The sequence below is a fragment of the Geitlerinema sp. CS-897 genome (assembly GCF_028368005.1).
Lineage (GTDB): Bacteria > Cyanobacteriota > Cyanobacteriia > Cyanobacteriales > Geitlerinemataceae > Baaleninema > Baaleninema simplex.
Genome location: NZ_JAQNCQ010000088.1, coordinates 26,499 through 42,495 on the forward strand (window position 1 = coordinate 26,499; position 15,997 = coordinate 42,495).

16 protein-coding genes and 2 pseudogenes are annotated in these 15,997 nt (G+C 47.2%); 16 read left to right on the forward strand and 2 right to left on the reverse strand.

What is annotated here, in order from left to right; translation table 11 throughout:
• Positions 1 to 140 precede the first annotated feature (140 nt).
• A pseudogene (locus tag POG22_RS04545) lies at positions 141 to 323 on the reverse strand (type II toxin-antitoxin system HicA family toxin).
• 66 nt (positions 324 to 389) lie between these two features.
• Between POG22_RS04545 and POG22_RS04550 the strand changes: the two are divergent.
• From POG22_RS04550 to POG22_RS04585, 8 genes and pseudogenes are all read left to right on the forward strand, one after another.
• Positions 390 to 566: a hypothetical protein gene (locus tag POG22_RS04550; RefSeq protein WP_498903870.1), complete on the forward strand. Its 177-nt coding sequence runs from the start codon at positions 390 to 392 to the stop codon at positions 564 to 566.
• Between the two features lie 415 nt (positions 567 to 981).
• Positions 982 to 2,331 carry a UDP-N-acetylmuramoyl-L-alanine--D-glutamate ligase gene (gene murD / locus POG22_RS04555; RefSeq protein WP_498903872.1) on the forward strand — a complete coding sequence of 450 codons (1,350 nt, stop codon included), beginning with the start codon at positions 982 to 984 and terminating at the stop codon, positions 2,329 to 2,331.
• Between the two features lie 334 nt (positions 2,332 to 2,665).
• Complete coding sequence (locus POG22_RS04560; RefSeq protein WP_498903903.1) at positions 2,666 to 3,484, forward strand: glycosyltransferase family 4 protein; 819 nt, start codon at positions 2,666 to 2,668, stop codon at positions 3,482 to 3,484.
• Between the two features lie 233 nt (positions 3,485 to 3,717).
• On the forward strand, positions 3,718 to 4,782 hold the full coding sequence (locus POG22_RS04565) for a glycosyltransferase family 4 protein (protein ID WP_498903873.1): 1,065 nt from the start codon (positions 3,718 to 3,720) through the stop codon (positions 4,780 to 4,782).
• A gap of 183 nt (positions 4,783 to 4,965) precedes the next feature.
• Positions 4,966 to 5,469, forward strand: a pseudogene (locus POG22_RS04570) (ArnT family glycosyltransferase); the annotation flags it as partial.
• Between the two features lie 582 nt (positions 5,470 to 6,051).
• Positions 6,052 to 6,480, forward strand: coding sequence for a hypothetical protein (locus tag POG22_RS04575; protein WP_498903909.1), 429 nt, complete (start codon positions 6,052 to 6,054; stop codon positions 6,478 to 6,480).
• Positions 6,481 to 6,559: 79 nt separating this feature from the next.
• On the forward strand, positions 6,560 to 7,993 hold the full coding sequence (gene glmM / locus POG22_RS04580; RefSeq protein ID WP_498903906.1) for a phosphoglucosamine mutase: 1,434 nt from the start codon (positions 6,560 to 6,562) through the stop codon (positions 7,991 to 7,993).
• 204 nt (positions 7,994 to 8,197) lie between these two features.
• On the forward strand, positions 8,198 to 9,259 hold the full coding sequence (locus POG22_RS04585) for a DNA cytosine methyltransferase (RefSeq protein ID WP_498903875.1): 1,062 nt from the start codon (positions 8,198 to 8,200) through the stop codon (positions 9,257 to 9,259).
• Between the two features lie 179 nt (positions 9,260 to 9,438).
• Here the strand turns inward: POG22_RS04585 and POG22_RS04590 are convergent.
• Positions 9,439 to 10,499, reverse strand: a protein-coding gene (locus POG22_RS04590) for an ISKra4 family transposase (RefSeq protein ID WP_498903877.1) whose coding sequence is annotated in 2 segments (ribosomal slippage) — positions 9,439 to 10,343 and positions 10,343 to 10,499 — 1,062 coding nt in all. Because the reading frame shifts where the segments join, the coding sequence is not laid out codon by codon here.
• A 157-nt stretch (positions 10,500 to 10,656) separates the two neighbouring features.
• Here POG22_RS04590 and POG22_RS04595 point away from each other — a divergent pair.
• From POG22_RS04595 to POG22_RS04630, 8 genes are all read left to right on the forward strand, one after another.
• Positions 10,657 to 11,616: a hypothetical protein gene (locus tag POG22_RS04595; RefSeq protein WP_498903879.1), complete on the forward strand. Its 960-nt coding sequence runs from the start codon at positions 10,657 to 10,659 to the stop codon at positions 11,614 to 11,616.
• A 361-nt stretch (positions 11,617 to 11,977) separates the two neighbouring features.
• Complete coding sequence (locus tag POG22_RS04600) at positions 11,978 to 12,313, forward strand: NADH-quinone oxidoreductase subunit K (RefSeq protein ID WP_498903907.1); 336 nt, start codon at positions 11,978 to 11,980, stop codon at positions 12,311 to 12,313.
• Positions 12,310 to 13,743, forward strand: coding sequence for a cation:proton antiporter (locus POG22_RS04605; RefSeq protein ID WP_498903880.1), 1,434 nt, complete (start codon positions 12,310 to 12,312; stop codon positions 13,741 to 13,743). Before POG22_RS04600 ends, POG22_RS04605 begins: the two co-directional genes overlap by 4 nt.
• Positions 13,740 to 14,168, forward strand: coding sequence for a Na+/H+ antiporter subunit E (locus tag POG22_RS04610; protein WP_498903882.1), 429 nt, complete (start codon positions 13,740 to 13,742; stop codon positions 14,166 to 14,168). The genes POG22_RS04605 and POG22_RS04610 overlap by 4 nt, the downstream gene beginning before the upstream one ends.
• Positions 14,165 to 14,419, forward strand: coding sequence for a hypothetical protein (locus POG22_RS04615; RefSeq protein WP_498903883.1), 255 nt, complete (start codon positions 14,165 to 14,167; stop codon positions 14,417 to 14,419). Before POG22_RS04610 ends, POG22_RS04615 begins: the two co-directional genes overlap by 4 nt.
• On the forward strand, positions 14,416 to 14,694 hold the full coding sequence (locus tag POG22_RS04620) for a monovalent cation/H(+) antiporter subunit G (protein WP_498903884.1): 279 nt from the start codon (positions 14,416 to 14,418) through the stop codon (positions 14,692 to 14,694). Before POG22_RS04615 ends, POG22_RS04620 begins: the two co-directional genes overlap by 4 nt.
• Complete coding sequence (locus tag POG22_RS04625) at positions 14,687 to 15,316, forward strand: DUF4040 domain-containing protein (protein WP_498903885.1); 630 nt, start codon at positions 14,687 to 14,689, stop codon at positions 15,314 to 15,316. The genes POG22_RS04620 and POG22_RS04625 overlap by 8 nt, the downstream gene beginning before the upstream one ends.
• Positions 15,316 to 15,978 (forward strand): Na(+)/H(+) antiporter subunit B, encoded by a 663-nt coding sequence (locus POG22_RS04630; protein ID WP_498903886.1) that lies wholly within the window; start codon positions 15,316 to 15,318, stop codon positions 15,976 to 15,978. The genes POG22_RS04625 and POG22_RS04630 overlap by 1 nt, the downstream gene beginning before the upstream one ends.
• Positions 15,979 to 15,997: the final 19 nt, after the last annotated feature.

Here is a 15,997-nt window from a genome sequence, read left to right on the forward strand (position 1 = left end):
GAGCCAAAACCTTTGAAATCTCGTGAAGTTAGTTTTTCTGTCACCCTAAACTCCGAAGAGCCTCCATGAATCATTTAGGATTGCTATATATAAGAATTTTTCGATTGAGCTTTTGCCGCGAATTAATATTGCTATATCGTTCAAAGATTTTCCCATTCTTGTCGGCTAATGTTAGCCTGATTCAAGATTTTGGTAAGTAAACTTTTGCTGATATCGCCTGAATGTGGGTTGGGAATCCAGATTTTAAGCTGTCCCCGAATCATATACTAGTGCTTTCCGCCGGAATAAGGGTCTTCAAATCCTAACTTTTTGAAGTTTCGGATTAAATCTTTTCGTTTACCGTCAAGTTACCGCTATATGCGTCGGCGGGAATTAGAGTATTTTGACTGGTGAATTTGGTGGATAACACGGTGGAGGTTTACCGGGAACTGTTGCGGAAGCCGTCGGGAGAGTGGGGATATGCGAGTTGTCGCGTGAAGCTTCCCCTGGAGGAACTTGAGGTTTCAGGGGTAGGGGGAGTTCGGTTGTTGTCAAATCGCGTGTTTCCGCCAATGTCGTTAGGATAGGGTGCATCTCAAAAATGTAAATTTATCAGATGCAAGCTTTATAGCAGTCCCAAATGAGTTGTCAAAAATTAAAACACCAGACAAAATCCGATTCCCTGTTCCCGATTTTGTTACACAACTGATTTAGGATTGCTATAGTACTCAATTTCGCGGCTGTTGGGTTTCGGCTTCGCTCAGTCCATGGGTGGAGCAAAGCCGAAACTCAACCTACCCCAGACTCATATTTTTACTATTTTACGGTACTTTTAGGTTCGAGATTTTACGACTCAGTTGGGTTGGCTATAGATACGATCCCGAATTATTCAATGAAATTGAGATGAACCCAGCTTACCCCGAGCAAAGTCGAAGGGATGGAGTTTTAGACTCAGGATTCCTGATAAGATTGTGGGAATTGGTGTCAGAGTTGCGATCGCTTATGCCAAAGGCTCACGTTATCGGTTTAGGAAAGTCAGGGGTTGCCGCTGCTCAGTTGTTGAAACGCAAGGGTTGGAGGGTGACGGCGAGCGATCGCGGAACCAGCGACAGCCTCCAACGCCAACAACAGCAACTCACCGAACAGGATATTCCCGTTAGCTTGGAAACGAGTTTCGCTCCCGAGGCGAATACCGATTTAGCCTTACTCGTCGTCAGTCCCGGTGTTCCCTGGGATTTGCCCAATTTAGAGCGATCGCGGGAACTGGGGATCGAAACCATCGGCGAAATGGAATTGGCTTGGCGACATTTGCAAAGCTGTCCCTGGGTGGGAATTACGGGAACCAACGGGAAAACCACCACTACCGCCCTCACCGCCGCGATTTTCCAAGCCGCCGGACATAATACCCCCGCTTGTGGCAACATTGGAAACGCTGCCTGTGAGTTGGCGTTGAGTCAAGCCAACGGTGAGCCACCTCTCGATTGGATTGTCGCCGAAATCAGCAGCTATCAAATCGAGTCGTCCAACAGCATCACGCCTCGGATTGGGGTTTGGACGACGTTCACCGCCGATCACCTCAACCGCCACAAAACCCTCGAAAATTATTACAACATTAAAGCCAAACTCCTCAAGGCGTCGGAATTGCAAGTGTTCAACGGCGACGATCCCTATTTGCGAAGTGTGGCGTCGCAATGGCCGAATGCTTACTGGACGAGTACGACGAACGAGGCGGCGTTGAAACCCTTTGCGTACCTCGACGGCGATGCGGTGATGGTGGATGGCGAGAAAATTCTTTCGGTTTCGGCGTTGAAAATGCCCGGTTCCCACAACCGCCAAAATCTGTTAATGTCCGTGACAGCGGCTCGATTGGCGGGTATCGATGCCGAGGCGATCGCCCATGCTATTGCTACGTTTCCCGGCGTTCCCCACCGTTTGGAGGTGTTGGGAAGTCGCGACGGCGTGCAGTTTGTCAACGACAGCAAGGCGACGAATTACGATGCGGCGTTGGTGGGGTTGGCGTCGGTGGCGTCTCCTGCGGTGTTGATTGCGGGAGGGGAACCGAAGGAAGGGGACGCGATCGCTTGGTTGCACAAGATTCAGGAGAAAGCGGCGTTCGTGTTACTCATCGGCGAGGCGGCGTCGCTGTTTGCTCAGAAACTCGACAGCGTGGGATACTCGGATTACGAAATTGTGGAAACGATGGAACGGGCAGTGATGCGATCGCGGGAAATCACCCCGAAATACGACGCCGCGACGGTGTTGTTGTCTCCGGCTTGTGCGAGTTTCGATCAGTTTCCGAATTTTGAGGTTCGGGGCGATCGCTTCCGCCAGTTGTGCCAGGAATTTTTGTGATTCTGTCTTTTTAAACTTTTATTATTCTGCCGTGTCGAACTTCGCTTTTAACGCCAGTGGCTACCATCACGAAAAGTTCGACGGCTTAAATCGCTACACGGGCGAGATTTTGAGTTCGTTGTTCAACTCAAATGTCTCAAATTTTACGATTTATACGGCAGACAAGTTGTTAAATCGAAATTACGAAAATTTGGTTTCGAGAATTCCGTTTCAAAATATCGACAGAAATGATTTCAAACATAATTTAACTCGGTTAATTTGGCATCAAACCCTATTGCCGATTTCGTTGATTCAAAGAAAAACTGATTTGTTTTACTCGCCCGTCCCGGAAGGAATGTTATTTCCGGTTTGTCCGCAAATCGTTACAGTTCACGACCTTTTACCGATAGTTTTTCCCGATAGCTATCCGAGAGTAAAATATTATTTTCGATATATTTTGCCACGAATTTTAAATAAATCGAAAGCGATCGTGGCAACTTCTGACAATACGAAAAAAGACATTGAAAGTCAATTTAACATAACCAAAAAGCCAATCCACGTTATTTATCAAGGATATAAAAATAATGTTTTTAACATTAAACGCAGAAAGAGAGATACATTAATTCTTAATAAATATTATTTAAAACTCTTTATTCTCTGCGTGGGCGAAACTCGTCCCTATAAAAACATACGCCGTCTCATGGAAGCCTTTTCTCGCGTCAACGTGGAAAACCTCGAGTTGGCGATCGCAGGAAAACTCAACAAACTCGATCGCGAAATTATCGATTATCCCCGACACCTCGGAATTGGCGATCGCGTCAAATTTCTGGGCTTCGTTCCCGACGAGTCTCTGGCTGCATTATATCGGAGTGCGATCGCCTTTGCGTTTCCCTCCCTTTACGAAGGGTTCGGAATTCCACCTCTGGAGGCGATGGCGTGTGGATGTCCGATTGTGGCGTCTCACGCCGCCTCAATTCCCGAAGTTTGCGGCGATGCAGCCGAATATGTCGATCCGTGGAGTGTCGAGAGTATCGCGGCGGGAATTTACCACGTCGCCACCGATTCTAATTTGCGATCGCACTTACGAGAACGGGGACTCGAACGGGTAAAATTGTTTGACAGCGATCGTATGTTTGAGGAAATACTCGGAGTTTTGAATCGATATTCAAAGTAAATCTTCATAGTAAATTGTCGTAGGTTGGGTTTCACTGCGTTCCACCCAACAACGATAAATTTAGGAATTTAATTTCGGATTTAAGCCAAATTGTAAAATTTTAAATTTATCCGTCCCAAAACCACAAAAAACGAACCAATTGACTGTTGGGTTCCGTTCCTCCACCCAACTTACAAATAAATCGACAACATTAAAAGGAAATTGTAACATTGCTTGTCAACCTTTCGTTTTTAATGGAGAAACCCACCGGAATCAGCACTTATGCGCTGAACGTAGTTCCTCATTTGCGAAATCTCGACCCTACCTTACTGATAGCTCGTCCGTTTAACAAATCACATTTTCCCAAATTCAAATATCATCCAATTTCTGCCGGACAAACTCCAGAACAAGGCATTCGCGGACATCTCAAACGGCTGTTGTGGACGCAATTTGACTTACCTCGAATCGACCGAAAACTGAAGTCGAATTTCCTGTTTTCTCCCATCACCGAAGCCCCGTTAGGCTGGAAGGGACGCTACGCCGTAACCCTGTACGACGCAATTCCGCTGCGGTTTCCCAAGCGGTTTTCGCCAATGACGCTCTATCACCGCTATTACGTTCCCCAGGTGTTGAAACAGGCAGAAACCGTTATTTGTATTTCCGAATCCACCGCCAACGATGCTATGACGTTTTACGACGTTCCCGCTTCCAAATTGGTGTCGATTCCGTTGGGATTCGATCGCACCCTCTACCGTTTTCTCGACCTTCCGACTCAAAACTATTTCCTCTACGTCGGTCGTCACGATCCCTATAAAAACCTACATCGCGCGATCGCAGCCTTTTCCCAACTTCCCAAATCCATCGATTGCGAATTTTGGATCGCCGGATCGTTCGATCGCCGCTACACGCCACAGTTGCAAACCCAAGCCATCGAGTTGGGAGTCGGCGATCGCGTCAAATTTCTCGATTACGTCAAACGAGAGGATCTCCCCATTTTGACGAATCAAGCGATCGCTTTAGTATTTCCGTCTCTCTGGGAAGGATTCGGCTTACCCGTTCTCGAAGCCATGGCCTGTGGGTGTCCGGTTATCGCCTCTAACCTAGCTTCAATTCCAGAAGTTGCCGGAAATGCTGCAATTCTCATCGATCCTTATAATAGTGAAACGATCGCGACTGCTATGCGTCAAGTCGTCATAGATAATACGATGCGATCGCACCTCCGACAAGCCGGACTCGAGCGATCGCATCAGTTTAGTTGGGATAAAACCGGGCCGGAAACTGCCCGAGTCTTACAACAATATTGTCGTCGAACGCTTTAGATCGACGACCTCATACAACTGTACATAGCTCAATAATACCTGTTACATAGATATCGAATCATGTTATCACTTCTCTTTCGACATCAAGTTTTCAAAAGACCGCTGTTTTATATTCTCCTACTGAGTTTCTTGTTAAATCTTTATGCGATTTGGTGGGGATTGCCAAGTTTTTTAGGCTGGGCGATGGATGAAATTCTTCCCTATCAAGTTTGGGATGGAATATCCGAACGGTTTTCTAACGGTTGGCATTCTAAGTATGCTCCATTTCATTTTTACATACTTAGCATTCTATATATACCCGTTTGGCTTTTATCAAAGCTGAAACTCCTAGACTTTTACGATCTTCCGGTTTATAGCTTTTTATACTATGTCGGACGCTGTCTCAGCTTGGTCATGGGAACCACATCGATCTATATCACGTACTTATGTGGTCGAGAACTACTTTCCAAACGAGCAGCCCTCTTCTCATCGCTGATTGTGACTTTAACCGTCACGGTCATTTATTACTCGAAAACAGTCAACCTAGACATTCCTTATGTCTTTTGGTTTTGCTTATCTTTATTGTTTTACATCAAGATACTCAAACACCATCGACTCCGAGACTATATTCTCTTTGCAGCAACAGCTACGACCTCCGTTTGTACCAAAGATCAAGCCTATGGGTTATATATTTTAACCGTGTTGTTTATCGTCTTCGAGCTGTACCAATATAAAAATCGACAACACCCTCGAGTTTCGGCTTGGAATCTCATTTGCGATCGACGAATCTATTTACCCATTGCGATCGGTGTTAGTTTGTTTGCGATATATCACAATTTCCTGTTTAACTGGGATGGATTTGTAAAACATCTCGATCTAATCCTTGGTGATGCGAGTTACAGTGGGGTAGAAATCAGCGAAGAAAATAAACATAATTGGATCGAACAGTTAAGATTGTTCCATCGCTTTTTTAAAGATTTAGTGGTATCGTTTGGGGTTCCCTTGTTTGCGGTCTGTCTGTCAGGCGTAGTTCTCGCCCTCCGAAAACCACGAAACAACCAGCTTTTGTTAAGCACTTTAGTCGTTGTGATTTCGTACTACATCTGTTTTTTAATGCCGATCGCATTTTGTCGAGAACGATTTTTAATTCCAGTTTGCATCGTCCTTTCCTTATTTGGCGGTAAGTCGATCGATGGAATTTTAAATGTTGTGTCAAATCCTCTGACTCAAATTTTAGTCTCTGCCCTATTTGTCTACAGCTTTTTTTATGGATCGTCGATCGATCTACTCATGCATCAAGACTCGAGATATTACGTCGAAAACTGGATGCAGCAGAACTTACAACCCGGCGATACCCTTACAATGTATGGTATCGAACGGTATTTGCCGCGAGAAAACAAAATGACAGACTTTGAAGTGAAGATCGATAAAACCTTTGAGTTTGAAGACCTCGTCCGAGAATCCCCTCAATACATTGTCACAACGAGTCTTATGAATTTAAACACTTATGCGCCATCGTCTCCCAGGTGGAATTTTTTCGTACAACTCTATGGCGACGATTCGGGCTACGATACTATTTTAAAACACAAAACCAAACCGACTTGGAACCTACTGTATTTAGACGACTACGAAGTGGTAGAAAATCCGAGGTATCGAACGGGAAACTTGAACAAAATTAACCCTGAAATCACAATTTTAAAACGACGCGACGAGCTTTAGAGGTTTGAAGTACGACTTCAAGTTGGGTGCAACCGTGCTATTCTCCTGTTGAGTGTGTTCTGTGTGGAGTGACTTGAATATGGTGATGTCTCCGGCTGTTCGACAATTTAACGGTTCGGTAACGGTGCGATCGCCGTTTGCCACGAGTTCACTGTCGCTGCCAAAATCGCCCCTGTTCGGAACCGACGGTATCCGAGGTAAAGTCGGCGATTTACTCAACGCCCCCCTCGCCTTACAAGTAGGATTTTGGGCGGGACTCGCCCTCCGCGAACGCTACGGAACTGGGGCGATCGTCTTGGGACAAGATTCGCGCAACTCCAGCAGTATGCTGGCGGCAGCACTGTCAGCGGGATTAACCGCCGCCGGCTTGGAAGTGTGGGATCTCGGCTTGTGTCCGACGCCTTGCGTTGCCTACCTCACCCACTGTTCCGACGCTGTGGGTGGCGTTATGATTTCCGCCAGTCACAACCCCCCCGAAGACAACGGCATTAAATTTTTCGGGGCGGACGGCGTTAAACTCCCCAACGACGTACAACGCCAAATCGAAGACGGAATCCGCGGCCAACTGCACCCTCGCGAAATTGACCGTTGGGGGCATCACTACAACCGCCCCGAACTCGTGACTCGCTATCTCACCTCGCTGCAAACTCCCCTCAACGGCGATCGCGACTTTTGCGGACTGCGCGTCGTCCTCGATTTAGCCTGGGGTGCCGCCAGTCACGTCGCCCCGCAAGCCTTCCGCGAACTGGGTGCAGACGTCATTTGTCTCCACGATCGCCCCGACGGCGATCGCATCAACGTCAACTGCGGTTCGACACATCTCGAAGTTCTGCAAGCGGCGGTTCTCGACCACAACGCCGATTTGGGATTTGCGTTTGACGGCGACGCCGATCGCGTGTTGGCGGTGGACGGACGCGGACGCCCCATCGACGGCGACTATATCCTTTATCTGTGGGGTCAACACCTACAAAAGTCCCAGCAACTCCCCGAAAATCTCATTGTTTCCACCGTTATGGCGAACCTGGGATTTGAAAGAGCCTGGGAAAAACAAGGCGGAAAACTGCTGCGGACTCCGGTAGGCGATCGCTACGTTCATGCAGAAATGCGCCGAACCGGATCGATGTTAGGCGGCGAACAGTCGGGTCACGTGATTTGCAGTCATTACGGCGTTAGCGGCGACGGATTGATGACGGCGTTACACTTGGCGGCGTTAGTCCGATGCAGCGGAACTTCGCTTTCGGAATTAGTCGATAATAGTTTCCAAACTTACCCGCAACTGTTGAAAAACGTGCGCGTGGAAGATCGCGAGTTGCGGACGAACTGGCAAAATTGCGATCCCTTGCAACAGGCGATCGAGCAGGCGAAAACGGCAATGGGAGATCTCGGTCGCGTGTTAGTTCGTGCTTCGGGAACCGAACCGGTGGTTCGCGTGATGGTAGAAGCGGTTAACGCCGAACTGGCCGATCGCTGGGCAGAAAATTTAGTGTTTGCCGTTCGCCAGCATTTGGTGTAGTGGTAGGCGGAAACTTTGGAATCTGCTTGAAAATTTGGCTGTAAAACTCCCCCGTAGAGGAACGATCTGAAATGCTTTTACGGGGGGGGAGCGATCGCTTCAAATCCAATCGTTCGATCGTCTTTTTATTGTTTTTATGATATGATAATAAACTGTACTTTTTGAAATATCCACAGAATCGTCTCAGATCGGATTCAATCAGCAATGTCTTCGTTAACCTTCGCAGATATATTTTCCGGAATTGGCGGATTTCGACTTTCACTCGAACAAGCAGGATTGAAATGTCTGTATTCTTGCGAAGCAAACGAATCCTGTCGCCAAGTCTATTTTGAAAATTTTGGCGATTACCCCGATGGCGATATTTCTGAAGTGGACTTTAGCCAAATTTCCGATGTGAACGTCGTCACAGCGGGGTTTCCCTGTCAACCGTTCAGCATCTGCGGAAAGCGTCGTGGTTTTTCGGACGAACGAGGAACCATATTTTTCTATTTATGCGAATTTTTAAAACAGAAGCAACCCGAAGTCATTATTTTAGAAAATGTCAAACATTTGCTTCACGTTGCCAAAGGTTCAAATTTTAAAGTCATTTTAAATACGCTTCAAAGCTTGGGGTATCTCGTCACCTATAAATTACTAAACGCTAAAGATTTTGGACTCCCTCAAAATCGAGAGCGAGTTTTTATTGTCGGTTCTAAGTATAAAAAGTTCGATTTTTCTAAACTTCAAAAAATTGAACCCGTTCCCAATTTAAAAGATTTCTTAGATGGTGAGGGGAATTTTGAGTATTTATCCCCCGACGAATACACTCTCATTGAAAATCCCAAAAAACAGGATTCAGGACTGATTTTCGTCGGATATCGAAATAAGAGTATTTGGAAAACGGGAATTCGTCCGAATACCGAGCATTTATCGCGAGTCCATCGCCAACCTAATCGAATTTACTCCGTTGACGGCGTTCATCCCACGCTTCCTTCACAGGAGTCTTCTGGACGATTTTTTATCTATTTACCCGAGGAAGATAGAGTTCGTAAATTGACATTGAAAGAATGCTATAAAATAATGGGTTTTCCGAAAGAGTTTAAAAAAAGCTCGGTTATTGGAGATGCTTATCGTCAAATTGGAAATTCCGTCGCGACAATGGTTGTACGAGAACTGATTCGTGAAGTAATAAATCAAAAGATTTTTAGTTCGAGTTCGAGGTATCAACCAGATGCGGTGGTTAAACAACCCTTACCCCCGGTGCAACTAACAATTCCTGGCTTGTAATCATGAACCATGCGCAAAAACTGAAAGAGTTATATTCAAAAGCTATCGATCTCGAAGAGTCTCAGGTTACAAAATTAGAACGTGAATTACCTGAATATGTCCAAAAGCACATACGCACGATTGCTGAAAAATCGGGTGCATCTCAATTTTGCAATAGGTTCATAGAAACTCCAATAAACTCAGAGAGAAAAAGCGCCATTGAGATAAGCACAGCGATGTTTGAGAAGTTTGGGAACATTGTCTCTCGACCATTGCGCTCCAGGTAACTTAACTCGAAGAGCAATTTGTTTGACCAAAGACTCGACAGCTCCCGAACCGATAGACCCCCCATCTGCCTGTCTAGCTTGATAGTTAATAAGGCGAGTGCGATGCTTTTTTAGATATTGCCAAAAATCTCTAGCTCTCAGACCTTTTTGAGTTCGGAGATAATCGAAAGTTTGAGGAATTTGACCCGTCCAAAGTAGATGACAAATCGTAGCTTTTTGTTGAGGAGTTCCTCTAATTTTGTGGGCATTCTCCATTAAATGATACCAATCTAGAATTTCTTCCCGTTCTTGAGCCGTCCCGATCTGGGCAAAAATATTCCAGACTCCGTCGTGTCCATCACCTAAACAAGCGAAGGGGGCAGCTAAGGGTTGAGCTTTTACCCAAGATAACAAACCCTCATTATCCTTAAAATAGGCAATTTTTACTCTTTCATGCACATTTAAAGCCTTGTATTCTTTCCACTCACACGGACACCCTAATGGCGTACGTAATCTGACCATTCCTCCGTCTAGACTCATCTCCTCTATTGGGTCGGTCAATTCAGGAGCTTCCCAGTCCTTGCTTTGAACCATCCTTTGCTGCGTACTTCTTGAGACTTTTATCCCCGTCAGGACTTCGAGATCTTCTTCTGCTCTTTGGTAAGATTCGTTAGCACTTATCAGTAAACAACATTTTTCGACGTACGGACTCCATCGATTTCCCTTTTTTAAGTCGAGTTTTTTGGCTTGTTGAGTGGTGATTTTTAAATTTCCTAAAATGCTGGTTAGCGAGCGGCTTCGCCCGGCTTCGGTTTGGGTTTCTTCTTTGATAAAAAAATACCAATCTCTGGCATCACATACTCTTGAGTTAAGTTTCTTACACTCTTTTCTATCCCTTCTAAACTCTTAAGTTCGTTGGGTTCAGCTTCGGCGTGCAAGATTTTCGCAATCTCTTCAACGTGTTTTTGTAGTTCAGCTCGAGTTTTCTCGTTCATTTTTCTTAAGGTGCTACTATCACTCTATTATCTCTCTTCGGGGCTCTGGTTTCCTTGAGTATTTTTACTTATTTATTGAGTTGAGTATTTTTACTTATTGCATTTCTGAGATGCACCCGAAAAATCACTATCTTTCAAAGGCGTTTATACGGTCTTAGTGACGCTTTTAGTTCATAAAATTTTAAACCCAAAGCAAGATATTCGATATCATCAAGAACAATTAGAGAATGGGTTTTCTGGGCGCACTATAGACACCAAGTATATTACACCCACTTTACGAGATTTAGAACTCCCAGCAATGGCAGAAACTGGCTGGTTGACTCGCTCCCTCGAGCAACCGTATCCTTACACTTTGAATTATGAAGGTAAAATTGGCGATAAAAAGGTTAAAAAGGCTTTTTTAAAAATCGTCTATTACGTTCAAATCATCGATCTCGATTGTGCTAATACTATATTAATGCTTTTACTCAAGCAGGTTAAAACAATAAGCGATAGCGCTAAAAATATCGAAATTTCGCCGTTAAAAAATCCCGAACGTTTGGATATTGACTCTCTCGTCGAAAGCCTTTCACTGCATTTCAACAGTAAGTATGGCGTTCGCGGTGCGTCTAAGTTACCTGTCTTGGCATTTTATGCGATTTTCACTGTGTTGCTGCAACAGCTTGAGAGATATCATGACTGTAGTTTGAAAGATTTAGGAAGTCATACAGCCTCAGACTTAAAATCTAAGACAGCGGGAGATATTGAAATTTTGGATGCCGAGAAAAATTTGACAGAAGCTATTGAAATTAAACACAACAAACCGATCGATACCTCAGTAATCGCGATTTCTCGAGAGAAAATTTACAAATTCAATCCACGCCGCTATTGTATATTTTCTTCGCATGAAATTAATTATGAAAGCATTAAAAATCAGACGAGAGAGATTGCCGTAAAACACGGTTGTCAAGTCATTGTGAATGGAATAGTTCCCACCCTTAAATATTATTTAAGGCTCATTGCTTCTTTGGATGATTTTGTATCTCGATATTCTGATTTAGTACAAAAAGACAAAGAAATACAACTCATTCATAAACAAAAATGGCAGGAAATTATTGGCAAGTTAAATCAACTTTAAATCTCGATCGATCCACCGATTTATACTTAATTCCCATCACATACCAGTCGATCGTTCAACTTTCACCTTGACTCACACTGCCCAAAAACGCACCCCAGCCATGCTGAGAGAGGATGGAAACGCGCTCTCGAGAGGGTACTACCTCTCGACAGGTCGATCGATCTCCACAGTTGAAAAGTCAGTCAAAAACAGTGTGATGACACCTTTAGCCTTTATTATGGAGTTTACGCGCAAAATGCGGAGACGCTAAAACGTTCTCCCCATCAGTTATCGCGCAGTGTGGGGCAAGACCCAGCCTAACCTTTCTACAACTCAACAGCTTTCCGACCGCCCGTATCGTCGATCGAGCCGAGTCATGCCTATCTTAGAAGCTTTCATCTTCGCCACCGTCCTCTGTGGCTTTTTCGCCATCATTTGGAAACAAAACCTGATGATGAAAATCCTGGCGATGGATGTCATGAGTACCGGAGTCATCGCCTGGTACGTGCTAGTGTCGTCGCGAGACGGTTGGTTTGCGCCCATCGATACCGGACGCGAAGCGGTCGATTACGCCGATCCCGTCCCCCAGGCGGTCATCCTCACCGCGATCGTTATTGGCTTTTCCATCCAAGCCCTGATTCTCGTGGGGGCGATGAAACTCTCGCGAAATACCCCCACCTTAGAGGTTCGTGAAATCGAGAAAAACAACACGCCATGACTGCGATCGCTATTGCCTGGATTGCCTTACCGTTCTTAGTCGGTTTTAGTATCTACTTGCTGCCGGGTTTGTCTCGTTACCTCGCCCTCGGCGTCTCCCTCGTTTCCCTGGGGTACGCCATGCAGCAGCTCGTGCAGCCGTCTCCGGAAACCTTTCAGCTTCTCGACAGTTTCGGCGTCACCCTGACGATCGATCCCCTCAGTGGCTTCTTCATCCTCACCAACGCCTTGGTGACGCTGGCGGTGGTTCTCTACTGCTGGCACAGCGATCGCCCCACCTTCTTCTTCACCCAACTTATTCTCCTCCACGGCAGCGTCAACTCCGCTTTCATTTGCGCCGACTTCATCAGTCTGTACGTTGCTCTGGAAGTCATCGGGATCGCCGCCTTTCTCCTGATTGCCTATCCCCGCAGCGATCGCTCGATTTGGGTGGGATTGCGCTACCTCTTCGTCAGCAACACCGCCATGCTGTTTTATCTCATCGGCACGGCACTCGTCTATCAAAGCAACCATTCCTTCGCCTTCTCCGGCTTAGCCCAAGCCCCCACCGAAGCCACTGCTTTGATTTTCCTCGGACTGTTGACGAAAGGCGGAATCTTCGTCTCGGGGCTGTGGCTGCCCCTGACGCACTCCGAATCCGACACCCCCGTATCCGCTATGCTGTCGGGAATTGCCGTCAAAGCGGGCATTTTTCCCCTCGTCCGCTGCGCCCTGCTGATTGACGAAATGGATATCCTGGTGCGGCTGTTCGGCGTCGCCACCGCCGTACTGGGGGTGGGTTACGCCGTCTTTGAAAAAGACACCAAGCGAATGCTGGCCTTTCACACCGTCTCGCAACTGGGTTTCGTCCTCGCCGCCCCGGAAGTGGGCGGTTTTTACGCTCTCACTCACGGCCTCGTCAAATCGGCACTCTTTCTCATCGCCGGAAACCTCCCCAGTCGCAACCTCAAAACCCTGCGACACCAACCCATCGCCACTCCAGTCTGGCTGGCTTTAGCGATCGCTGCCTTTTCCATCTCCGGTTTTCCCCTCTTATCTGGATTTGGGGCGAAGGTGTTGACGATGAAAAACCTTTTACCCTGGCAAGTGATTGCGATGAATATTGCCGCGTTGGGAACCGCGATTTCTTTTGCTAAATTTATTTTTCTCCCCCATGAATCTCAGCCAGAACATCACGTTAAACCGGGATTTTGGCCGGCGGTTCTGGTGTTGTTGGCGGGTCTGTTCGTCGCGAACGGCGCTTATTACGAAGCCTATACACTGAAGAACATTGTCAAACCCTTAGTCACCATCGCTTTAGGATGGTTGGCGTACTGGCTGATTTTTCAGCGAGCGCAGGTCAAAATTTCTCGCAAACTCGAGGAATTCGATCACTTAATCGGAGTCATGAGTTTAGTAACCCTCGCCCTGTTTTGGATGGTTTTAGCATGATTGGCTATTTGGATTTACTGCTGCGACTGGCGATTTGGTTTTTACTCACTGCTGACCTTAGCCCGGCCAATATTGCGATCGGGGTGGCGGTGGCGTTACTGTTGCCCCGCACTTCCACAACGCGGGCGGTGTTGAGAGACTGGCTGCACGTGCTTTGGGAAATCGTTCAAGCCATTCCCAAAGCCTATTTTGAAGCGATCGAAATTATTCTTCGCCCCCACACGAGAGAAGACTTAAGTCTCGAACGAGTTAAGCCCAATCGCACGCCGGGACTGATCTTTCTCGACATTTTTCTAATCACTTTCACTCCGAAAACCATTGTTTTAAAATATCAAGAAGACGGATGGTATAAAGTTCATTGGGTGCGTCGGGAGCGACGCCAAAACGAGAGGATTAAGGAGCGGATGGAGGGAGAAAATTCATGACCGATGGTATCTTAGCAGCGGCGATTGTCGCCTTGTTAATTCCCATTTATGAAGCTTGGCAGGACGATAACATCTGGCAAAAAATCCTCGCCTTTGCCAGCATCGCCACGAAAACCTCGGTCTTGATTTTGGTGGTTTCGGTGTTGCGAGACGACTGGACGATCGGGGTCGTGGGAGTATTGATTTTAAGTGTCGGTAACGCGGCGTTAATGTTGTTAGCCCACGTAATTAGACGAATGAACGAATTATGATAAACGCTTTGAGTTATGGATTGATGATAGTGGGTATCGTCTTCTGGTTTTGGGGGACTTGGCCGCTACTGGGAGGGAGATCGGTACTCTTTAAACTCCACAGCCTCTCGGTGTCGGATACTTTGGGGTCGATGGCGATTATTGCGGGTTTGCTGTTGAAGATTCCCCGAGAATGGCCGCTACTGGTGCTGGCGCTGATTTCTCTGGCAATCTGGAATACCGTGCTGGGTTACGTCCTGGCCTACTGTTCGACGGAGGGAAAAGTCGATGACTGAGGAATGGTACGTGGTGGCGATCGTCGCCCTGTTACCGTTAACTGCTGGAATGTTGGTGACGCAGGCCAATCCCTATCACGCCCTGGTCATTCGCGGTATTTTGGGGGCGGTGGCGGCGTTGGTATACGCCCTGTTTGGGGCGGCGGACGTGGCGTTGACCGAGGCGCTTGTGGGTACGATGCTATCGATTACGCTGTATGCGATCGCCGTGCGGTCTTCGATGCTAATGCGGGTCGGTATCCTGGCGGGAGAGACCATTCCAGACTCTAAAGACCTAGACTCTAAAGACGAGGAAGCGTCCCATCCGGCGACGCCGATTCTCTCGGCGTTGAAACGGTCTTTGGAAAAACACTATATGCGCCTGGAACTGGTGGCGTATCCCGACGAGTTGGCGTTGCAAACGGCGTTGACGACCAAAGACGTACATACGATTTGGCGGACTGAAGAATCCGAGTCCTCGCCGACGTACCAGCTTCAGACTCGCGTGCGGCGGCTTTACGAGATTTTACAGGGAGAATTGCCCCATACCGCTGAGTTGGTGTACGTCAACCCCGCCGACGCCAGCGTATCGGAGATTTCTTCGACAAACATCGAGCGCTCGGATTCAGCGGAGGCACACTGATGAAGTGGATTTACTTGGCGGCAGGAATTGCCCTGTACCTAAAAATGCTGTTCTTTCCCGAACCGAATATCGACCCGCCGGACGTTTCGATCGTCGAGAGTATTGTACGAGACAGCGGCGTTCCCAACGCGGTATCGGGCATCATTTTCAGGAATCGCCTCTACGACACGATTTTTGAAGTGGTGGTGTTCACCCTAGCCATTTTGGGCGTGCGGTTTTTGTTGTCCGACGAACGCCCTTCTCCGATCGTTTATCAGTTTAACGACGGGCCGTCGATCGTGTTGGCGCGGTTGGGGGCGACGATTGCCGCTCTCGTCAGCATCGAACTGGCGATTCGGGGACATCTCAGTCCCGGCGGTGGTTTTGCGGCTGGGGTGGCTGGCGGAACGGCGATCGGATTGGTGGCGATTACCTCTTCGCCTCAGTGGATGGAAGCGATTTACCAACGCTGGCACGCCGCGACGTGGGAAAAGATTTCGGTATTGGTGTTTATTGTGCTGGCCGGGTTGTCTTTGGTGGGGATAGAACCGCCCCACGGCGAGGTGGGAACCCTCATCAGCGGCGGTTGGATACCGATTTTGAATATTTTGGTAGCCATTAAGGTAGCGTTGGGATCTTGGGCAGCCATTTTACTATTTATCCGTTATCGAGGACTGTTGTAGCGAGGTGAGGGGATGATGA

Coding starts and splice junctions, on each gene's coding strand:
- POG22_RS04620 (WP_498903884.1), top strand. CDS start 14,416: ATGATAAACGCTTTGAGTTATGGATTGATGATAGTGGGTATCGTCTTC.
- POG22_RS04630 (WP_498903886.1), top strand. CDS start 15,316: ATGAAGTGGATTTACTTGGCGGCAGGAATTGCCCTGTACCTAAAAATG.
- POG22_RS04615 (WP_498903883.1), top strand. CDS start 14,165: ATGACCGATGGTATCTTAGCAGCGGCGATTGTCGCCTTGTTAATTCCC.
- POG22_RS04565 (WP_498903873.1), top strand. CDS start 3,718: ATGGAGAAACCCACCGGAATCAGCACTTATGCGCTGAACGTAGTTCCT.
- POG22_RS04610 (WP_498903882.1), top strand. CDS start 13,740: ATGATTGGCTATTTGGATTTACTGCTGCGACTGGCGATTTGGTTTTTA.
- murD (WP_498903872.1), top strand. CDS start 982: ATGCCAAAGGCTCACGTTATCGGTTTAGGAAAGTCAGGGGTTGCCGCT.
- POG22_RS04605 (WP_498903880.1), top strand. CDS start 12,310: ATGACTGCGATCGCTATTGCCTGGATTGCCTTACCGTTCTTAGTCGGT.
- POG22_RS04560 (WP_498903903.1), top strand. CDS start 2,666: ATGTTATTTCCGGTTTGTCCGCAAATCGTTACAGTTCACGACCTTTTA.
- POG22_RS04585 (WP_498903875.1), top strand. CDS start 8,198: ATGTCTTCGTTAACCTTCGCAGATATATTTTCCGGAATTGGCGGATTT.
- glmM (WP_498903906.1), top strand. CDS start 6,560: ATGGTGATGTCTCCGGCTGTTCGACAATTTAACGGTTCGGTAACGGTG.
- POG22_RS04575 (WP_498903909.1), top strand. CDS start 6,052: ATGCATCAAGACTCGAGATATTACGTCGAAAACTGGATGCAGCAGAAC.
- POG22_RS04625 (WP_498903885.1), top strand. CDS start 14,687: ATGACTGAGGAATGGTACGTGGTGGCGATCGTCGCCCTGTTACCGTTA.